This is a genomic window from Acidovorax sp. sic0104 (assembly GCF_019219095.1).
GTDB lineage: Bacteria > Pseudomonadota > Gammaproteobacteria > Burkholderiales > Burkholderiaceae_C > Acidovorax.
Genome location: NZ_JAHUWH010000005.1, coordinates 312,157 through 331,105, shown reverse-complemented (window position 1 = coordinate 331,105; position 18,949 = coordinate 312,157). Strand labels below are relative to the sequence as shown.

16 protein-coding genes are annotated in these 18,949 nt (G+C 66.1%); 12 read left to right on the top strand and 4 right to left on the bottom strand.

What is annotated here, in order from left to right; translation table 11 throughout:
* Positions 1 to 135: 135 nt before the first annotated feature.
* Together KW835_RS11185 and KW835_RS11180 are read right to left on the bottom strand one after the other, a co-directional pair.
* Positions 136 to 1,653: a CoA-acylating methylmalonate-semialdehyde dehydrogenase gene (locus KW835_RS11185; protein WP_218382439.1), complete on the bottom strand. Its 1,518-nt coding sequence runs from the start codon at positions 1,651 to 1,653 to the stop codon at positions 136 to 138.
* Positions 1,654 to 1,746: 93 nt separating this feature from the next.
* Positions 1,747 to 3,111: an aspartate aminotransferase family protein gene (locus tag KW835_RS11180; protein WP_218382438.1), complete on the bottom strand. Its 1,365-nt coding sequence runs from the start codon at positions 3,109 to 3,111 to the stop codon at positions 1,747 to 1,749.
* Positions 3,112 to 3,246: 135 nt separating this feature from the next.
* Between KW835_RS11180 and KW835_RS11175 the strand changes: the two genes are divergently transcribed.
* Together KW835_RS11175 and KW835_RS11170 are read left to right on the top strand one after the other, a co-directional pair.
* Positions 3,247 to 4,209: a LysR family transcriptional regulator gene (locus KW835_RS11175; protein ID WP_218382437.1), complete on the top strand. Its 963-nt coding sequence runs from the start codon at positions 3,247 to 3,249 to the stop codon at positions 4,207 to 4,209.
* Positions 4,210 to 4,281: 72 nt separating this feature from the next.
* A complete protein-coding gene (locus tag KW835_RS11170; RefSeq protein WP_218382436.1) occupies positions 4,282 to 4,587 on the top strand; it encodes a flagellar basal body protein in 306 nt (101 codons plus the stop codon).
* Between the two features lie 278 nt (positions 4,588 to 4,865).
* Here KW835_RS11170 and KW835_RS11165 read toward each other — a convergent pair whose 3' ends face one another.
* The gene (locus tag KW835_RS11165; RefSeq protein WP_218382435.1) at positions 4,866 to 5,129 is read right to left on the bottom strand and encodes a DUF2061 domain-containing protein; all 264 of its coding nucleotides are present in this window, start codon (positions 5,127 to 5,129) and stop codon (positions 4,866 to 4,868) included.
* 272 nt (positions 5,130 to 5,401) lie between these two features.
* Between KW835_RS11165 and KW835_RS11160 the strand changes: the two genes are divergently transcribed.
* From KW835_RS11160 to KW835_RS11125, 8 genes are all read left to right on the top strand, one after another.
* The gene (locus KW835_RS11160; RefSeq protein WP_218382434.1) at positions 5,402 to 6,454 is read left to right on the top strand and encodes an SPFH domain-containing protein; all 1,053 of its coding nucleotides are present in this window, start codon (positions 5,402 to 5,404) and stop codon (positions 6,452 to 6,454) included.
* Positions 6,455 to 6,558: 104 nt separating this feature from the next.
* On the top strand, positions 6,559 to 8,076 hold the full coding sequence (locus KW835_RS11155) for a DUF4178 domain-containing protein (RefSeq protein ID WP_218382433.1): 1,518 nt from the start codon (positions 6,559 to 6,561) through the stop codon (positions 8,074 to 8,076).
* A gap of 88 nt (positions 8,077 to 8,164) precedes the next feature.
* Entirely contained in the window at positions 8,165 to 8,383 is a 219-nt protein-coding gene (locus KW835_RS11150; RefSeq protein ID WP_218382471.1) for a DUF350 domain-containing protein, read from the top strand.
* A 166-nt stretch (positions 8,384 to 8,549) separates the two neighbouring features.
* Positions 8,550 to 10,157: a polyamine aminopropyltransferase gene (locus KW835_RS11145; RefSeq protein ID WP_218382432.1), complete on the top strand. Its 1,608-nt coding sequence runs from the start codon at positions 8,550 to 8,552 to the stop codon at positions 10,155 to 10,157.
* Between the two features lie 277 nt (positions 10,158 to 10,434).
* A complete protein-coding gene (locus tag KW835_RS11140) occupies positions 10,435 to 12,132 on the top strand; it encodes an FAD-dependent oxidoreductase (protein WP_218382431.1) in 1,698 nt (565 codons plus the stop codon).
* A 24-nt stretch (positions 12,133 to 12,156) separates the two neighbouring features.
* Complete coding sequence (locus KW835_RS11135; RefSeq protein WP_339385537.1) at positions 12,157 to 12,684, top strand: L,D-transpeptidase; 528 nt, start codon at positions 12,157 to 12,159, stop codon at positions 12,682 to 12,684.
* Positions 12,681 to 14,057 carry an MATE family efflux transporter gene (locus KW835_RS11130; RefSeq protein ID WP_218382430.1) on the top strand — a complete coding sequence of 459 codons (1,377 nt, stop codon included), beginning with the start codon at positions 12,681 to 12,683 and terminating at the stop codon, positions 14,055 to 14,057. Before KW835_RS11135 ends, KW835_RS11130 begins: the two co-directional genes overlap by 4 nt.
* Positions 14,058 to 14,215: 158 nt before the next feature.
* Positions 14,216 to 15,574, top strand: a complete 1,359-nt coding sequence (locus tag KW835_RS11125) for an esterase-like activity of phytase family protein (RefSeq protein ID WP_218382429.1) — start codon at positions 14,216 to 14,218, stop codon at positions 15,572 to 15,574.
* A 109-nt stretch (positions 15,575 to 15,683) separates the two neighbouring features.
* Here KW835_RS11125 and KW835_RS11120 read toward each other — a convergent pair whose 3' ends face one another.
* Complete coding sequence (locus tag KW835_RS11120; RefSeq protein ID WP_218382428.1) at positions 15,684 to 16,664, bottom strand: tripartite tricarboxylate transporter substrate binding protein; 981 nt, start codon at positions 16,662 to 16,664, stop codon at positions 15,684 to 15,686.
* 494 nt (positions 16,665 to 17,158) lie between these two features.
* Here KW835_RS11120 and KW835_RS11115 point away from each other — a divergent pair, with 494 nt between their 5' ends.
* Together KW835_RS11115 and KW835_RS11110 are read left to right on the top strand one after the other, a co-directional pair.
* A complete protein-coding gene (locus KW835_RS11115) occupies positions 17,159 to 18,061 on the top strand; it encodes a LysR family transcriptional regulator (protein ID WP_218382427.1) in 903 nt (300 codons plus the stop codon).
* A 177-nt stretch (positions 18,062 to 18,238) separates the two neighbouring features.
* Complete coding sequence (locus tag KW835_RS11110; RefSeq protein WP_218382426.1) at positions 18,239 to 18,943, top strand: riboflavin synthase subunit alpha; 705 nt, start codon at positions 18,239 to 18,241, stop codon at positions 18,941 to 18,943.
* The last annotated feature ends 6 nt before the right edge of the window (positions 18,944 to 18,949 follow it).

Below are 18,949 nucleotides of genomic sequence, written 5' to 3'. Positions count from 1 at the left end.
GCAAACGGCGTGCGCCCCTGGGGCCTGCGCGGCCCTGAAAACCGCGACCTCGCAGTCAATGGGCCGGAAAATCGCCGGGCTGGGCAGTTGGCCCGCCGGATGCCCCGGCGGACTGCTCATGCCAATGCCGGATGGTCAGCGGCTGCTGGGGAAGCTAAAGACAGCCCCTTCGCGCACGCCGGCCGAGGGCCAGCGCTGGGTGATGGTCTTGCGCTTGGTGTAGAAGCGCACGGCGTCGGGGCCGTAGGCGTGCAGGTCGCCGAACAGGCTGCGCTTCCAGCCGCCAAAGGAGTGGTAGGCCACGGGCACGGGCAGGGGTACGTTCACGCCCACCATGCCGACCTGGATGTGGTCGGTGAAGTAGCGGGCGGCTTCACCGTCGCGCGTGAAGATGCAGGTGCCGTTGCCGTACTCGTGGTCGTTGATGAGCTGCATGGCCTCCTGCAGCGTCTTCACGCGCACCACGCCGAGCACGGGGCCGAAGATCTCTTCCTGGTAGATCTTCATGCCGGGCTTGACGTTGTCGAACAGGCACGCGCCCAGGAAGTAGCCTTCCTCGTGGCCTGCCACCTTGACTGAACGGCCATCGACCACCAGCGTCGCGCCTTCGGCCACGCCGCTGTCCACATAGGCCTTGACCTTTTCGAAGTGGGGCTTGGTCACCAGCGGGCCCATGTCGTTGCTGTTGTCGGTGCCTGGGCCGACCTTCATCTTGGCGATCTCGGTCTTGAGGCCCGCGATCACGGCGTCACCCACGGCGTCGCCCACGGCCACCAGCAGCGGGATGGCCATGCAGCGCTCGCCGCAGGAGCCATAGGCCGCACCCATGAGGGCGCTCACCGCGTTGTCCACGTCGGCGTCGGGCATCAGCACCGCATGGTTCTTGGCGCCGCCCAGAGCCTGCACGCGCTTGCCGTGCTTGCAGCCTTCGGCGTAGATGTACTCGGCAATGGGGGTGGAGCCCACGAAGCTCACGGCCTTCACGCGAGGGTCGCGCAGCAGCGTGTCCACCGCCGTCTTGTCGCCGTTGACCACATTGAGCACGCCGGGCGGCAGACCCGCCTCCAGCGCGAGCTGGGCGATGAACAACGTGGAAGAAGGATCACGCTCCGACGGCTTGAGCACGAAGGTGTTGCCGCAGGCCACGGCCATGGGCCACATCCACAGCGGCACCATGGCCGGGAAGTTGAAGGGCGTGATGCCGGCGGTGACACCCAGCGCCTGGAATTCGCTCCACGAGTCGATGCTGGGGCCCACATTGCGGCTGTGCTCGCCCTTGAGCAGCTCGGGTGCGTAGCTCGCGTATTCCACGTTCTCGATGCCGCGCTGCAGCTCGCCGTGCGCATCGGCCAGCACCTTGCCGTGCTCGGCGGTGATCAGGGCGGCGATCTTGTCGGCGTTTTCTTCGAGCAGCACCTTGAGCTTGCTCATGACACGTGCGCGCTTGAGGGGCGGCGTGTTGCGCCAGGCGGGGAAGGCGGCCTCGGCCGATGCGATGGCGGCCTCGACCGTCGCCTGGCTGGCCAGCGCCACGCTGGTCGTGGACTGCCCGGTGGCGGGGTTGAACACGGGCTGCGTGCGTTCGGTGTCGGCAACGATCTTGCCGTCGATCAGGTGGCCTACGGTGGTGGTGACGTTCTTGTCGTGGTTCATGGCTGGTATCAAAGAAAAATGCCACCAGCGCTTGCTGGTCAAGCGCTGGCAGCTATCAATAAAGGAGTGATTGCAGACAGTCCGGGAGCACGGTCACGCGGTCTCGGCGAGCGCGTCGCCCAACGCGCTGACCATGCGGTCGATCTCGGCCTCGGTGCTGATGAACGGCGGCGCCAGTTGAATGGTGTCGCCGCCGTAGCGCACGTAAAAGCCCTTGTCCCAGCACTTCATCGCGATCTCGTAGGGGCGGCGGGCCGGCTCGCCCGGCAGCGCGCTGATGGTGATGCCGGCGGCCAGGCCGTAGTTGCGGATGTCCGCCACGTGCTTGGCGCCCTTGAGGCCGTGCACCGCGTTCTCGAAGAACGGAGCCAGCGCTTTCACGCGGCCGGGCATGTCTTCTTTTTGCAGGATGTCCAGCACCGCATTGCCGGCGGCGCAGGCCACGGGGTGGGCCGAATACGTGTAGCCGTGCGGGAACTCGAGCATGTACTCGGGGCCGCCCTGGCCGATGAAAGTGTCGTAGATCTCCTTGGTGGCGATCACGCCGCCCAGCGGCTGTGCGCCGTTGGTCACCTGCTTGGCGAAGTTCAGGATATCGGGCGTCACGCCGAAGGCCTCGGCCCCGGTCCAGGCGCCGCAACGGCCAAAGCCGGTGATCACTTCATCAAAGATCAGCAGAATGTTGTTTTGTGTGCAGATCTCGCGGATGCGTTCCAGGTAGCCCTTGGGCGGGATCACCACGCCGGCCGAGCCCGAGAACGGCTCCACGATCACTGCGGCGATGTTCGATGCGTCGTGCAGCGCGATCACGTCCAGCAGCTTGTCGGCCAGCGCGCGGCCGCCGTCCTCGGCCATGCCCTTCTGGAAGGTGCCGGCCGGAGGCTGGGTGTGGGGCAGGTGGTCGGCCTCGATGCCCTGGCCGAAGGTCTTGCGGTTGCCCACGATGCCGCCCACCGAGATGCCGCCGTAGTTCACGCCGTGGTAGCCCTTTTCGCGGCCGATCAGGCGGGTCTTGCTCGCCTGCCCCTTGGCGCGCCAGTAGGCACGGGCCATCTTGAGCGAGGTGTCGGCCGACTCGGAGCCCGAGCCGGTGAAGAACACGTAGTCGAGGCCTGCAGGCGTCAGCTCCTTGAGCTTGTTGGCCAGCGCGAACGAGGCCGGGTGGCCGAACTGGAACGCGGGCGAGTAGTCCAGCGTGGCCGCGGCCTTGCCGATGGCTTCGGCCACATCCTTGCGCCCATGGCCCAGGCCCGAGCACCACAGGCCCGAGAGGCCGTCGAAGATCTTGCGGCCTTCGGCATCGGTGTAGTAGGCGCCCTGACCGCTCACGATCATGCGCGGCTTGGCCTTGAAGTTGCGGTTGCCGGTGAAAGGCATCCAGTGCGCATCGAGCCATTCGGCATCCATGCGGGGGCTGTCCGGGCCAGCGGCGGGTTTTTCGATGTGGACAAAGCTCATGGCGGTCTCCAGGGGCGGACGGTGGTGTTGAAAGGCAAACCAGGGGCAAGGGCGGCAAGACCCTGCACGGCGCCCATTGTTGTGCCGCCTGTTAATCTCTCAAATAATCCAATATCAATGTTTACTTGACAATCTATGCAAGTAAAAACCGCTTCCCCTGCCGTGGCGCCCACTCCTGGCTCCAAGCACCGTGCGGTGCTGGGCCAGCTCAGCGACATGGACCTGCGCCTGCTGCAGGTGTTCAAGAGCGTGGTCGAATGCGGCGGCATGTCTGCGGCCGAGCTGGAGCTGAACATCGGCACCAGCACCGTCAGCCGCCACATGAAGGACCTGGAAACGCGCCTGGGTCTGACGCTGTGCCGCCGGGGCCGGGCCGGTTTTGCGCTCACGGCCGAGGGCCAGCGGGTGTACGACGAAACCCTGCGCCTGCTGTCCGCCGTGGACGCCTTTCGCAGCAGCATCGACGACATCCACCGCCGCATGGGCGGGCGGCTGGAGGTGGCGGTGTTCGACAAGACGGCCAGCAACCCGGCTGCGCACATTGGCGACGCCATCGCACTTTTCGCCAGCCAGGCGCCCGAGGTCAGCCTGCAGATGCACGTGGCCAGCATCAACGCCATCGAGCGCGGGCTGATCGACGGCAGCTTCCACGTGGGCATCATCCCGGCGCACCGGTCGTCGCAAAGCCTGGTCTACGCCAACCTGTTCACCGAGACCATGCTGCTGTACTGCGGTGCGCGCCACCCTCTGTTCGGCACCGACCATGCCGCCCTTAGCTGGGACGCCCTGCGTGCCTACCATTTCGCGGGCCTGGGCTACCACTCGCCCAACATGGAGCTCAGCCACAGCGCGCGCCTGCCGCGCAAGGCCACGGGGTTCGATCAGGAGTCCATCGCCACGCTGATCCTGTCAGGGCGATACCTGGGCTTCTTGCCCGACCACTATGCGGAGGGCTTCGAGCGCCAGGGGCTGATGCAGGCGGTGCGGCCGGCGCAGTTCTTCTACCGCTGCGAATTCGTCAGCGTGCTGCGCAAGTCGCCGCAACCTCCCAGGGCGGCGCAGGCGTTTGCGCAATGCCTGATGCAGGCGCATGGGTGACAGCTTGCAGGCGGCGCACGCCGGGCGGACAATGCGGGCTTCCATCTTTTCAGCGCTTTGGCGGAGCACACCATGGCCAGTATTTCCTCCATCGGCAGTTCCGGCCTTCAGGCCGCCCAGTTGCGCCTGGACGCCTCGGCCAACAACGTGGCCAACATGAACACGCCCGGCTACCGCCGCGAGGTGGTGGCCCAGCAGGAAGCCGCCGACAGCGCCGGCGTGCAGGCCAGCCTGCAGCGCGAGCAGGACGCCAAGGGCGTGGCCCTGGAGCAAGAGGCCGTGGAGCAGATGTCGGCCACCTACGCCTTCAAGGCCAACCTGCAGACCATCAAGACCCAGGACGAGATGATGGGGTCGCTGCTGGACGTCCGGGCCTGACCGTCACGCCCGACGGGGGCTGGCACACAGCCCAGCCGTGGGTCACTGATGCCCCGCTTGCGGGGCGTCGCCGTTTCTGCGCCGGGCTTTCCGACCGTGGTGTCAGTGTGTCGACGCCATGCGTGCCAGCCGGTCGACCAGCCAGCGCTGAAACGCCAGGCCCGCAATGGATCGGCTGTGCAGGGGGATCTTGTACATGGTGGGCTCCTGAAGTGTGGATGGACTCGGTGTGCGGGCTTGCTGGTTCGGCTCGCGGGTTCCGGCTCTGCGGTCCGGGCTCAGCCCGGCTGGGGTGAAAGCCTGGCATCGGCGGCGGCAGCCACGGGCGCCTTGCGCAGCTTGCGGTCCCAGGCCTTCTCATGAAAGAAGAACGCCACCGCCTGCACCGTAGGCTCCAGCAGGCTCAGCGTGAGCGACGCCCAGAAATTGCCCGTCACCGCGTAGGCCACCATCGCAGCCACGCAGATGTGCACGACGTAGTAGCTGCCTGTTTTCATCAGCATGGTCTTGTTCTGGCGGGCGGCGTGGCGGATGCGGGACATGGTGGACTCCTGGCAGTGGCATGGCCGCTTCGCGGTGATGCGGGCGGCACGGGAAGGCATGGGATGAATGGTAGGCATTCTCAATAGCAATCGCCAATTGATTGCCGCTACCGCAGAGATAGCCGCTATCTGCGGCCAGCCCGCAGGCGCTGTTCCAGGCCGTGTGAACTACTTCACGCCGGGTGCCTTAAAAAAGCCCTGGTGGGGCGCAGCCCCGTTGCTATGATGGCCGCTCTTTTCAACCCCCTTTTCTCTTTGCTTTGGGAGCACACATGGCCCTCATGGACTTCATCAAGAAACAGTTCATTGACATCATTCAGTGGACCGAAGAGGGGGACGGCACCCTGGCCTGGCGCTTTCCCATGCGCGACATGGAAATCCAGAACGGCGGCACGCTGGTGGTGCGCGAGTCGCAGATGGCCATCTTCGTGAACGAGGGCCAGGTGGCCGACGTGTTCGGCCCCGGCACCTACAAGCTCACCACGCAGACGCTGCCGGTGCTGACCTACCTCAAGAACTGGGACAAGCTCTTCGAGTCCCCCTTCAAGAGCGACGTCTACTTCTTCAGCACGCGCCAGCAGATCGACCAGAAGTGGGGCACGCCCCAGCCCATCACCATCCGCGACAAGGACTTCGGCGCGGTGCGCCTGCGCGCGTTCGGCAACTACGCCTTCCGCATCGCCGATCCCAAGCTCTTTCACACCGAAATCTCCGGCACGCGCGAGTCCTACCCCGTGGCGGACCTGGAGGGCCAGCTGCGCGGCCTGGTGCTGCAGAACATCAGCAACGCCATTGCCGGCAGTGGACTGCCCTTCCTGGACCTGGCGGCCAACCAGGTCATGTTCGCCGACGCGCTGACCAAGGAGCTTGCGCCCATCTTTGCCAAGCTGGGCATCTTGATCGAGTCCCTCACGGTCCAGAACGTCTCGCTGCCCGAAGAGCTGCAGAAGATCCTCGACCAGAAGATCGGCATGGGCATGGTGGGCAACGACATGGCCAAGTTCATGCAGTACCAGACGGCGCAGGCCATCCCCAAGTTCGCGGAGAACAGCGGTGGCGGCAGCGGCATTGCGGGCGATGCCATGGGCCTGGGCGCTGGCGTGGCACTGGGCCAGGTGCTGGCGCAGAACCTGCAGCAGGGCTTGCAGACCCCCGTGGCGCCCGCAGCCGCCGCTGCGGCACAGGCAGCGGCCGCGCCCGTGGGGGTGAAGCCTGAAGAGGTGATGGCCACGCTGGAAAAGCTGGGCGACCTCAAGTCCAAGGGCATCCTCACGCAGGAAGAGTTCGACGCCAAGAAGGCCGAGCTGCTCAAGAAGCTGATCTGATCCGGTTGCTATCATAAAAATAGCTGCCTGCGCACGAGGGATAAGCGCCAGGGCCCTAAAAGGCCCTGCATCACGCTGAACGGCGCAGGCACCAATCCAACACGATGGCCACCGCCGACCCCACACAGCGTTATTACCGCGCGCCCTGCCCGGGCTGCGGCGCGCCGGTTGAATTCCGCAGCGCGCAGTCCACGCACGCCGTGTGCGGCTACTGCCAGAGCACCGTGGTGCGCAATGGCGACGTGCTGCAGCGCCTGGGCAAGATGGCCGAGCTGTTCGACGACCACAGCCCGCTGCAGCTCATGGCCAGCGGGCGCATTCAGCTCGATGGCAAGGACATCCCCTTCACCTTGGTCGGTCGCCTGCAGTACAAGGGCGACGCCGGTGTCTGGACCGAATGGGCGGCGTTCCTCGACGACGGCACCATGGCCACGCTGGGCGAGGACAACGGTGCCTACGTCTTCACCCGCCCTATCGACCCGGGCCGCGAGATGCCTCCGGCCGAGCGTTTTCGCGTCGGCGCCACCACCGCCATCAACGGCAAGCCCTACAGCGTGGCCTACACCGGCCAGGCGTCGCTCATCTCCGCCCAGGGCGAGCTGCCCAAGCTGCCGCCGCTCGGGCACCCCTTCGGCATGGTCGAGCTGCGCAGTGCCGATGGCGAAGTGGTCAGCATCGACTATGGCCACACGCCGCCCAATGTGGAGCGCGGCAAGGCCGTGCTGCTGGAAGACCTGCAGCTCAAGGGCCTGAAGGACGAATCCGCCAAGGAAGAAAAGGGCCGCCAGTTCAACTGCCCGCACTGCGGCGCGCCGGTGCAGGTGCAGCTGTCCACCACCAAGAGCCTCACCTGCGGCTCGTGCGCGAGCATCATCGACCTCGATAGCGGCGTGGGCGGCGAGCTGCGCTCGGCCGAGCAGGACGAACCCGTGCAGCCCATCATCCCCCTGGGCAGCAAGGGCCAGCTGCAGGGCGTGCACTGGCAGGTGGTGGGCTTTCAGCACCGCATGGGCGTTGCGCCCGGCGACGACGAGCACTTCGGCTGGAGCGAGTACCTGCTCTACAACCAGAAGCGCGGCTTTGCCTTCCTGGTCGATTCGGAAGAAGGCTGGAGCATGGTGCGCCCCACCACCGGCGCGCCGCAGCTGGCCGGCACCGGTAGCACGGCCACCTACCTGGGCACGCCCTACAAGCTCAAGTACAGCTACGAGGCAGAGACGACCTACGTGCTGGGCGAGTTCTACTGGCAGGTCACGCGCGGCCAGAAGACCTTCAACCGCGACTTCGAGGGCAGCAAGGGTGTGCTGTCCATGGAGCAGAGCAGCAACGAGATCACCTGGTCCGCCGGCGACAAGATCGCCAGCGACACGGTGGCCAAGGCCTTCAAGCTCGACGACAAGAAGGACGTGCTGCAGCGCGACGACCCGGGCCCGTTCGTGGCCAAGTCGGGCCTGGGGTGCGGCACCATCATCGTCATCGCGGTGGTGATCCTGATCCTGCTTGTCCTGCTCAGCCGCTGCTCCAGCTGCGATCCGCAACGGGAGAACTGCTCGTCCTCGTCCAGCTACCGCAGCTCGGGGGGCTCGTACGGTGGGTATTCCTCGGGCGGCAGCCACAAGTAGCAGGCACGGCGACACAGGTGGTCGCCAGCGCATCCCGCCCTATCTTCAATCGACAAACAGACAACCGTTCCAAGGAGAACACATCATGATGGGAATCGAATGGCTCAAGCCCGCGGCGTTTCTCGGGTCCATCCTGTATGCGCTGATCGGCGTGGTCATCTTCTGGGTGTGCTTCGTCATCGTCGACAAGATCACCCCCTACGACCTGTGGCGCGAGATCGTCGAGAAGCAGAACAAGGCCCTGGGCATGGTGGTGGCGGCGATGTGCCTGGGTATCAGCATCATCGTGGCGGCGGCGATCCATTGAAATATTCCCCTGAGCGGCTGCGCCGCGTCGGCCCCCTCTCGCATCGCTGTGCGATACGTGCAGAGGCACGATGCTGGCGCGCGCGGGCGAAGCGCCGCCAACGCGGCCGGGCGGCCTGTGCGCGGTGTTCGCTGGCCAAGTCCGCGCCCATTGCATGCGCCCCCCCATGAAGGACACCGGCGCGTCCCCCCCTTCTCCGGCCCGCCCCATCGACATCGCGCTGCTCATCAGCGTCTTCGTCGTGGCCGCCTGCGGGCTGCTGTACGAACTGGCCGCCGGGGCGCTCGCGTCCTATGTGCTGGGCGACTCGGTGCTGCAGTTCTCCACCATCATCGGCACCTACCTGTTCGCGATGGGCGTGGGCTCGTGGCTGTCGCGCTATTTCGAGCGGCAGCTGCCCGCGCACTTCCTGCGCATCGAGCTGCTGGTGGCGTTGGTGGGTGGTGCGCTGCCGGCCACGCTGTTCCTGGCCAACGCGTACACGCCGGGCGCCTTCCGGTTCCTGCTGTACGGCATGGTGATGGTGGTGGGCACGATGGTGGGGCTGGAGATCCCGCTGGTCATGCGCATCCTGAAGCGCAACGTCGTGCTCAAGGACCTCGTGTCTCAGGTGCTGACCTTCGACTACCTGGGAGCGCTTGCCGTGTCGCTCGCCTTTCCGCTGCTGCTGGTGCCGCACCTGGGGCTGATCCGCACCGGGCTGCTGTTCGGCATCATGAACGCCGCCGTGGCGCTGTGGGCCGTGTGGCTCTTCCGGCACGAGCTGCGGCGCCTGCGCGCGCACGTGGCCGCCTGTGCGATGGTGCTGGGCCTGCTTGTCGCGGGCTTTGCCGGTGCGGACCACATCACCAGCTTTGCCGAGGACAAGTTCTACCAGGACCGCATCGTCTTCAGCACCGCGTCGCCCTACCAGCGCATCGTCGTCACGCAAGGGCGGCTGGGCCACCGGCTGTACCTCAACGGCAACCTGCAGTTCGCGCAGGCCGACGAATACCGTTACCACGAGGCGCTGGTGCACCCTGCGATGTCCGCCCACGGCGCGCCCAAACGCGTCGCCGTGCTGGGCGGCGGCGATGGCATGGCCGTGCGCGAGATCTTGAAGTACCCGTCGGTGGAGTCCGTCACGCTGGTCGAGCTGGACCCGGCCATGACGCGCATCTTCAGCGAGAACCCGATGCTCGCGCAGCTCAATGGCAACGCGCTGCGCGACCCCAAGGTCAGGATCATCAACACCGATGCGTTCGGGTGGCTGCAGGGGAACACGGCCGAGAACGGCGCCATGGGCGCGGTCAACGCGGGCGGCGTGTCGCGCGATGCGCTGCCGCCTGCGGCGCTCGACACCTACGATGTGATCGTGGTGGACTTCCCCGACCCCACCAATTTCTCCATCGGCAAGCTCTACACCAACAGCTTCTACGCGCTGCTGGCCAACCGACTGGCCGCCAGCGGCTATGCGGTGGTGCAGACCACGTCGCCGCTGGTTGCGCGCAAGAGCTTCTGGACGGTGGTGCAGACCATGGAATCGGTGGGCCTGCAGACCGCGCCGTACCACGCACACGTGCCCAGTTTCGGCGAATGGGGCTTCGTGATCGCCAGCCGCAGGCCCTGGCGCCTGCCCGAGACACTGCCGGACAATCTGCGCTTTCTCACGCTGGATTCGCTGCCGCTGCTGTTCGACTTTCCGCGCGACATGGCGCGGGTGCCGACGGAAGTGAACAGGCTGTCGAACCAGGCGCTGGTCCACACCTACGAGCGCGAATGGGGCAGGCATTGAGAAGCCCGGCATTGAGAAGCCCCCCTGAGACGCTGCGCGTCATCCCCCAAAGGGGGACGCACCCAGCGGCCTGGCAAAGCCAGTTCCGCGGGTGCACTGGTATGGGGGCGTGCCGGTCGTTGCGGGCGGGGGCGGAATGCTGCCGTATGTCTGGCGGCTTGCAGATTCCAAAGCCCGTTCACGCTGAGCTGGTCGAAGCGCCGCGCCAGGCTTCGACAAGCTGCACAGGAACGGTGTGGGTGTTAAACCGCAGTTCCGCGTCAAAGACACTGACACCATGCAACGCCGCCATTTCCTAGCCACGGTTGCCGCTTCGGCGGCGTCTGCCGTTGTCCTGCCGGGGTGCGACGAAGCGCCGCGCACGCTGCGGGGCGGCTTTGCCGGCATCGACATGCAGCGGGGCCATGCGCTGCGGGACCTGCTCAAGGCCGGCGCGCTGCCCGAGCCTGCCGTGGTGCGCCGCGCGCAGGTGATCATCGCGGGCGGCGGCGTGGCGGGGCTGGCGGCGGCGCGCTCGTTGCGGCTGGCGGGGGTGGACGACTTCGCGCTGCTGGAGCTGGAGGACAGCGCGGGCGGCAACAGCCGGGGCGGGTCGGTGGGCGGCATCGCGTGCCCGCTGGGCGCGCACTACCTGCCGGTGCCGGGTGACGATGCGCGCGAAGTGCAGGACCTGCTGGAAGAGCTGGGCCTGCGCCAGCGTGTGGCCGGCCGCTGGCGCTATGACGAGCGCCACCTGTGCCACAGCCCGCAGGAGCGGCTGTACTTCCAGGGCGAATGGCAGGACGGCTTGCTGCCCGTGCACGGCGTGCCCGACACCACCCTCGCCCAATACCGCCGATTTGCGCAGGCGGTGGACGGTGCCACCCGCACCGCGCGCTTCAGCATGCCCGCCATGCGTTCGATGGGTCCCGGCAAACCGCTGCCACAGGCCCACCAGGCGCTCGATGCGATGACCTTCGCCGCCTGGCTGGCGCAGCAGGGCTTCGACGACGAGCACCTGCTGTGGTACCTGGATTACAGCTGCCGTGACGACTACGGCGCCGGCCTTGCCGTGGTGTCGGCCTGGGCGGGCATCCACTACTTCGCCAGCCGCCACGGGTTCCATGCACCGGGAGAGTCCGCGGACGAATCGCGCGAGAGCGTGCTCACCTGGCCCGAAGGCAACGGCTGGATCACCCAGCGCCTGGCCGCGCCGCTGCGCGCAGGGGGGCAGCTGCGCACCGCCACCAGCGTGCTGCGCATCACCGAAGGCCGCCATGGGGTGGAGGTGGATGCGTTCAACCACGGCACTGACAGCGTGGAGCGCTGGCAGGCGCCGCGCTGCATCGTGGCGCTGCCGGTCTTCATGGCGGCGCGCGTCGTGCGCAACCCGCCGGCGTTCCTCACCGGGGCCGCGCAGCGCCTGTCGTGGGCGCCCTGGCTGGTGGCCAACATCCACATCGACAGCCCGCTCACCGACCGGCCCGGCGCAGCCCCGGCCTGGGACAACGTGCTGTACGCCGACCCTACGCCCGGCGGCCTGGGCTATGTGGACGCCGGCCACCAGCGGCTGGATACCCGCGCCACCCTGGCCGGCCCCACGGTATTGACCTACTACCAGGCCCTGGGCAGCGTGCCGGACGGCCGCCAGCAGCTGGCGCAGCAGCCGTGGGAGCACTGGGCCGGGGGCGCGCTGGATGCCCTGTCGCTCCCGCACCCCGACCTGCGCCGCCGCGCCACGCGGGTGGAGGTGACGCGCTACGGCCATGCCATGGCCATCCCCACGCCGGGACTGGCCACGTATATGAGTCAAATCGGCATCTCACGCATGCCTATCAAGCGCAGTCAGCTATCGAAATCAGAGCGCCAGCCGTGGATTCCCACACCCGCCACCGCACGCCTGGCGTTTGCGCACAGCGACTGGGCGGGCTATTCGGTGTTCGAAGAAGCTTTCACACGCGGGCACGGCGCGGGGCTGGCGGCAGCGGCCGGGTAAGGCCCTGTTCAAAGGCTGGCGGCTGTGTCCACACGCATCGAAATCGATATCGGGCGGCAGGAACTGACGCTGCTGGCCGGCAACGAGGTGCTGGCCCGCTACCCCGTGTCCACCGCCCTGAACGGCGCCGGCGAAACCCACGGCAGCGGCTGCACGCCGCGCGGCATGCACCGGGTGCGCGCCAAGGTGGGCGCGGGTTGCGCAAGCGGCACCGTGTTCGTGGGGCGCCGGCCCACGGGCGAGGTCTACTCACCCGAACTCGCTGCCCAGCAGCCGGGGCGCGACTGGATCCTGGCCCGCATCCTGTGGCTCACCGGCTGCGAGCACGGTGTGAACCGCGGTGGCGGGGTGGACACGCTGCGCCGCTTCATCTACATCCATGGCTGTCCTGACGGCACCCCGCTCGGTGTGGCCGCGTCGCACGGCTGCGTGCGCATGGCCAATGCGGATGTGATCGACCTTTTCGAGCGGGTGGCGGTGGGGGCGCGGGTGTACATCCACAGCGACCATGCCCCCCCGCACACAGGGTGTACCGAGGGCACTGAGCCATGACAGACCCGTTTCATGCCAGCGGCCCGGCGCCTTCGCTCCACCGCCGCTTCCTTGTCTTCCTGGGCCCGCTGGTGCTCACCAACATCCTGCAGGCACTGACCGGCACGGTGAACCACGTCTACGTGGGGCGGCTGCTGGGCGCGGGCTCGCTCGCAGCGGTGGCATCGTTCATGCCGATGTTCTTGCTGCTGAGCGCTTTCATCTTTGGTCTGGGCAACGGGGCCTCCATCCTGGTGGGCCAGGCCTTTGGTGCAGGCAACCATGCGCGGCTGCACGCGGTGGCGGGCACCACGCTGTGCACCGGCGTGCTGCTGGGCCTTGTGCTGGCCGCCTTGGGGGTGGTGGCCGTGCGTCCCCTGATGCTGTTGCTGGGCACCCCCGCCGACGTGCTGCCGCAAGCGGTGGCCTATGCGCGGGGGATGATGGTGCTGTTCCCCGTGCTGTTCAGCTCCATGCTCACGGCCGCGCTGTTGCGCGGCACGGGCGATACAGTCACGCCCCTGCGTGCGCTGGTGGTGTCGCTGTCGGTCACGCTGGTGTGTGCGCCGCTGCTCATCCAGGGCATGCCCGCCATCGGGCTGCCTGCGCTGGGCATTCTGGGTGGCGTGGCCGCGTTGCTGCTGGCCACGCTGTGCTCGCTGGGCTACACGGCCTGGCACCTGCGGCGCCGTGCCCATGTGCTGGCCCCCACGCGGGCGCTGGCCGCGCAGCTGCGGATTGATGCAGCCCTGCTGCGCACACTGGTGCGGCTGGGCGTGCCCACCGGGCTGTTCTTCATCACCGGCTCGCTGGCAGACCTGGGCCTGCTCAGTCTGGTCAACACCCATGGCTCGGCGGCCACGGCGGCCTGGGGCGCGGCCAGCCAGGTCATGTCGTATGTACTGTTCCCGGCCATGGCCGTGGCCATGGCGTCATCGGTGTTTGCGGCGCAAGCCATCGGCGCGGGCCAGGGGGAACAGCTGGGGGCGGTCACCCGCACCGGTATGCGCATGAACCTGTGGCTCACGGGCGGTCTTGCCGTGCTGGTGTTTGCCACCGCGCCCTGGGTGGTGGGCCTGTTTGTGGCCGATGTGCGGGTGATCGACATTGCCGCTCGCGTGCTGGGCATCACCGTGTGGGGCGCATTCTTCTTCGGGCACGCCAGTGTGTACTCAGGCGTCATGCGCGCCAGCGGCACGGTGCTGGTGCCCACGCTCATCTCGCTGGGCTGCCTGGCCTGCCTCATCGTGCCGCTGGGCTGGGTGCTGGGCCGCCAGTTTGGCCTGGTCGCCACCTGGGCGGCCTACCCTGCCACCTACCTGTGCGCGATGGTGTTGCTGGGGCTGTACTTCCATGGCGTATGGCGGCGCCAGGCGGTGCGCCGGCTGGTTTGATCGGAAATGCGCGCTTGCGCATGATGGGGAAGCCCCGGATGGCTATAAAAATAATAGCTATCTGGACGCTCTGAGCGCCGCGCCAGCGTCGTGGCCGTCACAGCCCCGTCATGCGCCGGCGGCATCGTGGCTGCTTTACTCTGTTGCCAATAGCCACCATGTCCCGATTCTCTGCCCTGGCCGCCTGCGCCGCGCTGGCCTGCGCCGCCGTTTCTTCTCCTGCCATCGCCCAGCAGGCCTACCCCGCCACCCTCGCGGGCCACGCCCTGCTGCCGGCCCTCACCGTGATCGCGGCGCCCAAGGACGCACCACAAGACCTGCAGGTCAGCGGCAAATTCACCACCCCCCGCCGCGTCGAGGCCATCGGCTCGGTGATGGGCCAGTCGGGCGGGCGTGATACCGGCGTTTCGCTGCCCTTCAAGGGGCAGCCCGTCCAGGGCCACTCGGGCATCAAGCGCATGGCCGACGGTTCGTTCTGGATCCTTACCGACAACGGCGCCGGCGCCAAGGCCAACTCGGCCGACTTCATGCTGTACCTGAACCACTACACGGTGGACTTCAAGAGCGGCGAGTTCAAGCGCCACAAGACCGTCTTCCTGCACGACCCCGACAAGAAGGTGCCGTTTCGCATCACGCACGAAGGCACGGACCAGCGCTACCTGACCGGCGCCGACTTCGACCCCGAGAGCTTCCAGTTCGCCGGTGGCGCCCTGTGGATCGGCGACGAGTTCGGCCCCTTCCTCATCAAGGCCGACCTCAACGGCAAGGTGCTGGGCGTGTTCGAAACCAAGGTCGACGGCAAGGTCGTGCGCTCGCCCGACGCCCCCGGCGTTCTGATGCCCGGCGCGCCGGACGCCAAGCCCACGCCGTTCGAGGTCAAACGGTCCAAGGGCTACGAAGGCATGGCATCGTCCAAGGACGGCAGCAAGCTCTACGCGTTGCTCGAAGGCGCCTTGTGGAACGAAGAGGCCAAGGCGTATGAGAACGTGGGCGGCAAGCAGTACCTGCGTGTGCTGGAGTTCGACGTGAAGAGCGAGCAGTGGACGGGCCGCCACTGGAAGTACGTGCTGGACGCCAATCACCACGCCATCGGCGACTTCAACATGATCGACGGCAACACGGGTCTCATCATCGAGCGCGACAACGGCGAAGGCACGGCCGACAAGGCCTGCCCCGAAGGCCAAAAGCGCACCGACTGCTTCCACGACCTTGCCAAGTTCAAGCGCGTCTACAAGATCGAGATGAGCGATGCGAACGTGAGCGGCGAGATCCGCAAGGTGGGCTACATCGACCTCATGAACATCCAGGACCCGAAGCGTTTGTCGAAGAAGCCGCTGAACAACGGCGTGCTCACCTTCCCGTTCTTCACCATCGAGAACGTGGACGTGGTGGACGGCACGCACATCGTGGTGGGCAACGACAACAATCTGCCTTTCAGCAGCAGCCGCGAGCCCAACAAGGCCGATGACAACGAGCTGGTGCTGCTGGAAGCAGGTGAATTGCTGAGAGCGCGTTGATGCCCCGCTCGTCCATCCGCAAAGAGACATCTCTCTGTAGCGGGGGCCCTGCCCATACGGCGCACCTGATTCGCCTGGCTCGCTTTCGTCTCCGGTAAGCCAAGCATTCTCACTGCGGTTGCAAGTTGATCGCTTTGGCCAGACCGCGGTACCGGGCGGTCTCGGCCTCAAAGTACTTGGCCGACTCGGCCAGCGTCATGGGAGCTGCCGGCACCTGGGTTTGCTCGGCAAGTTGTTTGCGGACTGCCGGATCCTGCAGAGTCGTTCCAATCGCTTTGTGCAGAGTCCGCACCACCTCTTCTGGCGTGTTCTGGCGCACCAAGATGCCACTCCAGATTCTGTATGAGAAGTCTTTCAGCTCCTTGCCTTCGCTGGCCGTAGGTACGTTCTTCAGGAGTTCGGAGCGCTGAGCCCCCAATTGGCCAATCACCTTCAGCCGCCCCTGATCGGCCAGTGCGCCCATCGCTGCGCTGTAGACCAGGACGGCAAAATCCACATGGCCGCCGCCCAGATCCTGCAACAGTGGCGCATTGCCTTTGTAGGGCACGTGAGACAGCCTGATGTTCTTGCGCTGCTGCACATCCTCAAGGATGAAGTGGTACAGCGAGCCGACGCCCACGCTGCCATAGGTGAGCGGTTTGTCGCCCGACTTGCGAGCCAGCGCGATCAATTCGTCGACGCTGTTGGCTGGCAAGTCCTTGCGGGCGACGAACACCATCACCATGTCAGCCACCGGATGCACGAGGCGGAAGTCCTCGGTCTTCAGTTTCACCGCAGCATTGGCCATTGGCGAGAGGATCACCTCGTTGGCCGTCCCCTGAAAAAGATAGTAGCCGTCCGCCGGTGCTGCCAGAACCTTCTGCGCGGCAATCGCACCGCTGGTGCCTCCCAGATTTTCGATCATCACTTGCTGGCCAAGCTCTTTGCCAAGCGGAACATTCAAGACGCGTGCGAGCGCGTCTGAGGGTCCTCCGGCAGGATAAGGCACCATCAGGCTGATCGGTTTGGACGGGAAGTTCTGGGCCATCGCCGCGCTCGCGGCAAGCAAAAGACCGACCATGAACGTCGTCATCTTCTTGAAGGCTGTCATAAAGGGCTACTCCTTATTGAGGCTTTGGGACTGCACGCCACGAATGCTAGGCACCCCAAAATAATGTGTCCAATGCGTAATATTCGTAATTCGTATTCATTCGACTCATCGGGATGGCAGCTCGCCAAGGCGATGGGTTGAACCCCATGACGGGTCCAGGCGTGGGGCAGCAATCGCCCAGGGGCCACCATCGCAATCCCGTATGTCCGGACGGGCTGCCGTGCCACAGGGCTGGCACAAGCCCCCTCCCAGAATGTCCGAAGCGTTCGGCATGTTCTTGTGGATGCCCCCTGTTTATGAGTACCGATATGCTGAATTCGATATTTGGCGCACAAGTCAAGGTGTTGCTTGCCCATCGGCGGCTTGAACCAGTCTGCGTGCGCAAGGCGTGCCTTGTGGGGCCAGGTCCGAAAGTTGCTGAGGTCGGAAGCCATGCGTGAAAACATGTGTGGGATTCCCGGTGAATATTCATAGTCATTTGCCGCACTGAGACCATGAACCTGAGACACCTTGAGCATCTGCTGGCCGTCGCTGAGACCGGTTCGTTCAGCCGTGCGGCCGAGCAGCAGCACCTGACACAGTCGGCGCTCAGCCGCAGCATCCAGTCCCTGGAAGAAGACTTGGGCGCGCGCCTGATCGAGCGCACCGGCAAACGCAATGAACTCACCCCCTTGGGGCAGGCCGTGGCAGCGCGGGCCCGACGCATGGTGTTTGAGGCCGCCGAATTGCGCCGCAGTGCTGAATTGCTCAAACTGGGCGATCTGGGTGTCATCCGCGTGGGCCTGGGTTCCGGCCCGGGAGTCATGCTGATGACCCCCTTCCTGGCCTACATGGCGTTGAAGCATCCGAACGTGCAGGTCAGTGTGTCACCCGGGGCTACCGAGCTGCAATTGATACAGCTGCGCCAGCGCACGCTTGATGCGCTCGTCATCGATGTTCGGCGCATTGAGCCCGCCCCTGACCTTTTGATCGAGAACCTCACTGAAATGCAAACCGCTTTCGTCTGTCGCAGCGGACATCCGTTGCTGCAAGCGGGCAGGCCCGTGTCGTTCGATGAAATGCTGAACTTTCCCATCGCCTCCACGCCTCTGAGCGTGGAGGTGGCGCGGCTGTTGGTCGACCTCTTCGGTCCCCGGGCCAATCCCCTGCAAGCCGTGAGCCTGCGCTGCGACGACATTGCCAGCCTCATTGAAGCGGTGAAGGCGTCGAATGCCATCTACTTCGGCATCCGCGCTGCTGCTCGCGCCCATATCGAATCGGGAGAGCTTGAGGAATTGGTCAGCGCGCCTACGCTGACGATTGGAGCTCGCTTTGCGTTTGTCACGCTGCTGGGCCGCACCGAGGCGCCCTCAATGAGCTTGTTTCGCCAGTTTGTTGCCGAACGGCTGCGAGACTAGCTCGCTGAACTCCCCGGCGCGTGCAGCCGCAGTGGGCCGTACAGTGGTCTGCGACGGCGTGGTGCCGGAGGTTTTGGGGGGCTCAGATGGTACGACCAAGGTGGCTGGCAAAATAGGCTGAATTCACCGACAGTACGGGGCTTCTACGGCCCGAACTCGCCCACCACAATTCCCACCATGTTCACAGGCATCGTCCAGGCCACGGCAGGCATTGCCGCCATCCACGACCGCGCAGGCCTGCGCACCTTCACGCTCGACTTTCCCCAAGGCTTCTGCCAGGACCTGGCGATCGGCGCCAGCGTCTCCACCGACGGCGTGTGCCTCACGGTGACCGAGATCCTGTCGCCCACGCAGGCCAACTTCGACGTGATGCTGCAGAGCCTGAACATCACCACGCTGGGCAGCTACGCGCAGGGCGACCGCGTGAACGTGGAGCGCGCGGCCAAGGACGGGGCCGAGATCGGCGGGCACCCGCTGTCGGGCCATGTGGACTTCACCGGCACGCTGGTGCAGCGCCGCGAGTTCGACAACAATCTGGTGTGGCGCGTGGCCGTGCCCGAGGCGTTCCGCCGCTATGTGTTCGCCAAGGGCTACATCGCCATCCACGGCGCCAGCCTCACGGTGGCCGAGGTGAACCGGCAGGAAGGCTGGTTCGAGGTGTGGCTGATCCCCGAGACGCGCCGCGCCACCGTGTTCGAGGGCAAGCGCGAGGGCGACGCGCTCAACATCGAGATCGAGCGCAGCACCCAGGTGGTGGTGGACACCGTGCGCGAGGCCGTGCAGGAAAGCCTGGGCCGGCTGCAGCCCGTGCTGGAAGCCCTGCTGAAAGAAAAGGGTCTGTCGCTCGACGACTTCGTGCAGGCCCCCGTGCTGCCGCATTGAAAGACC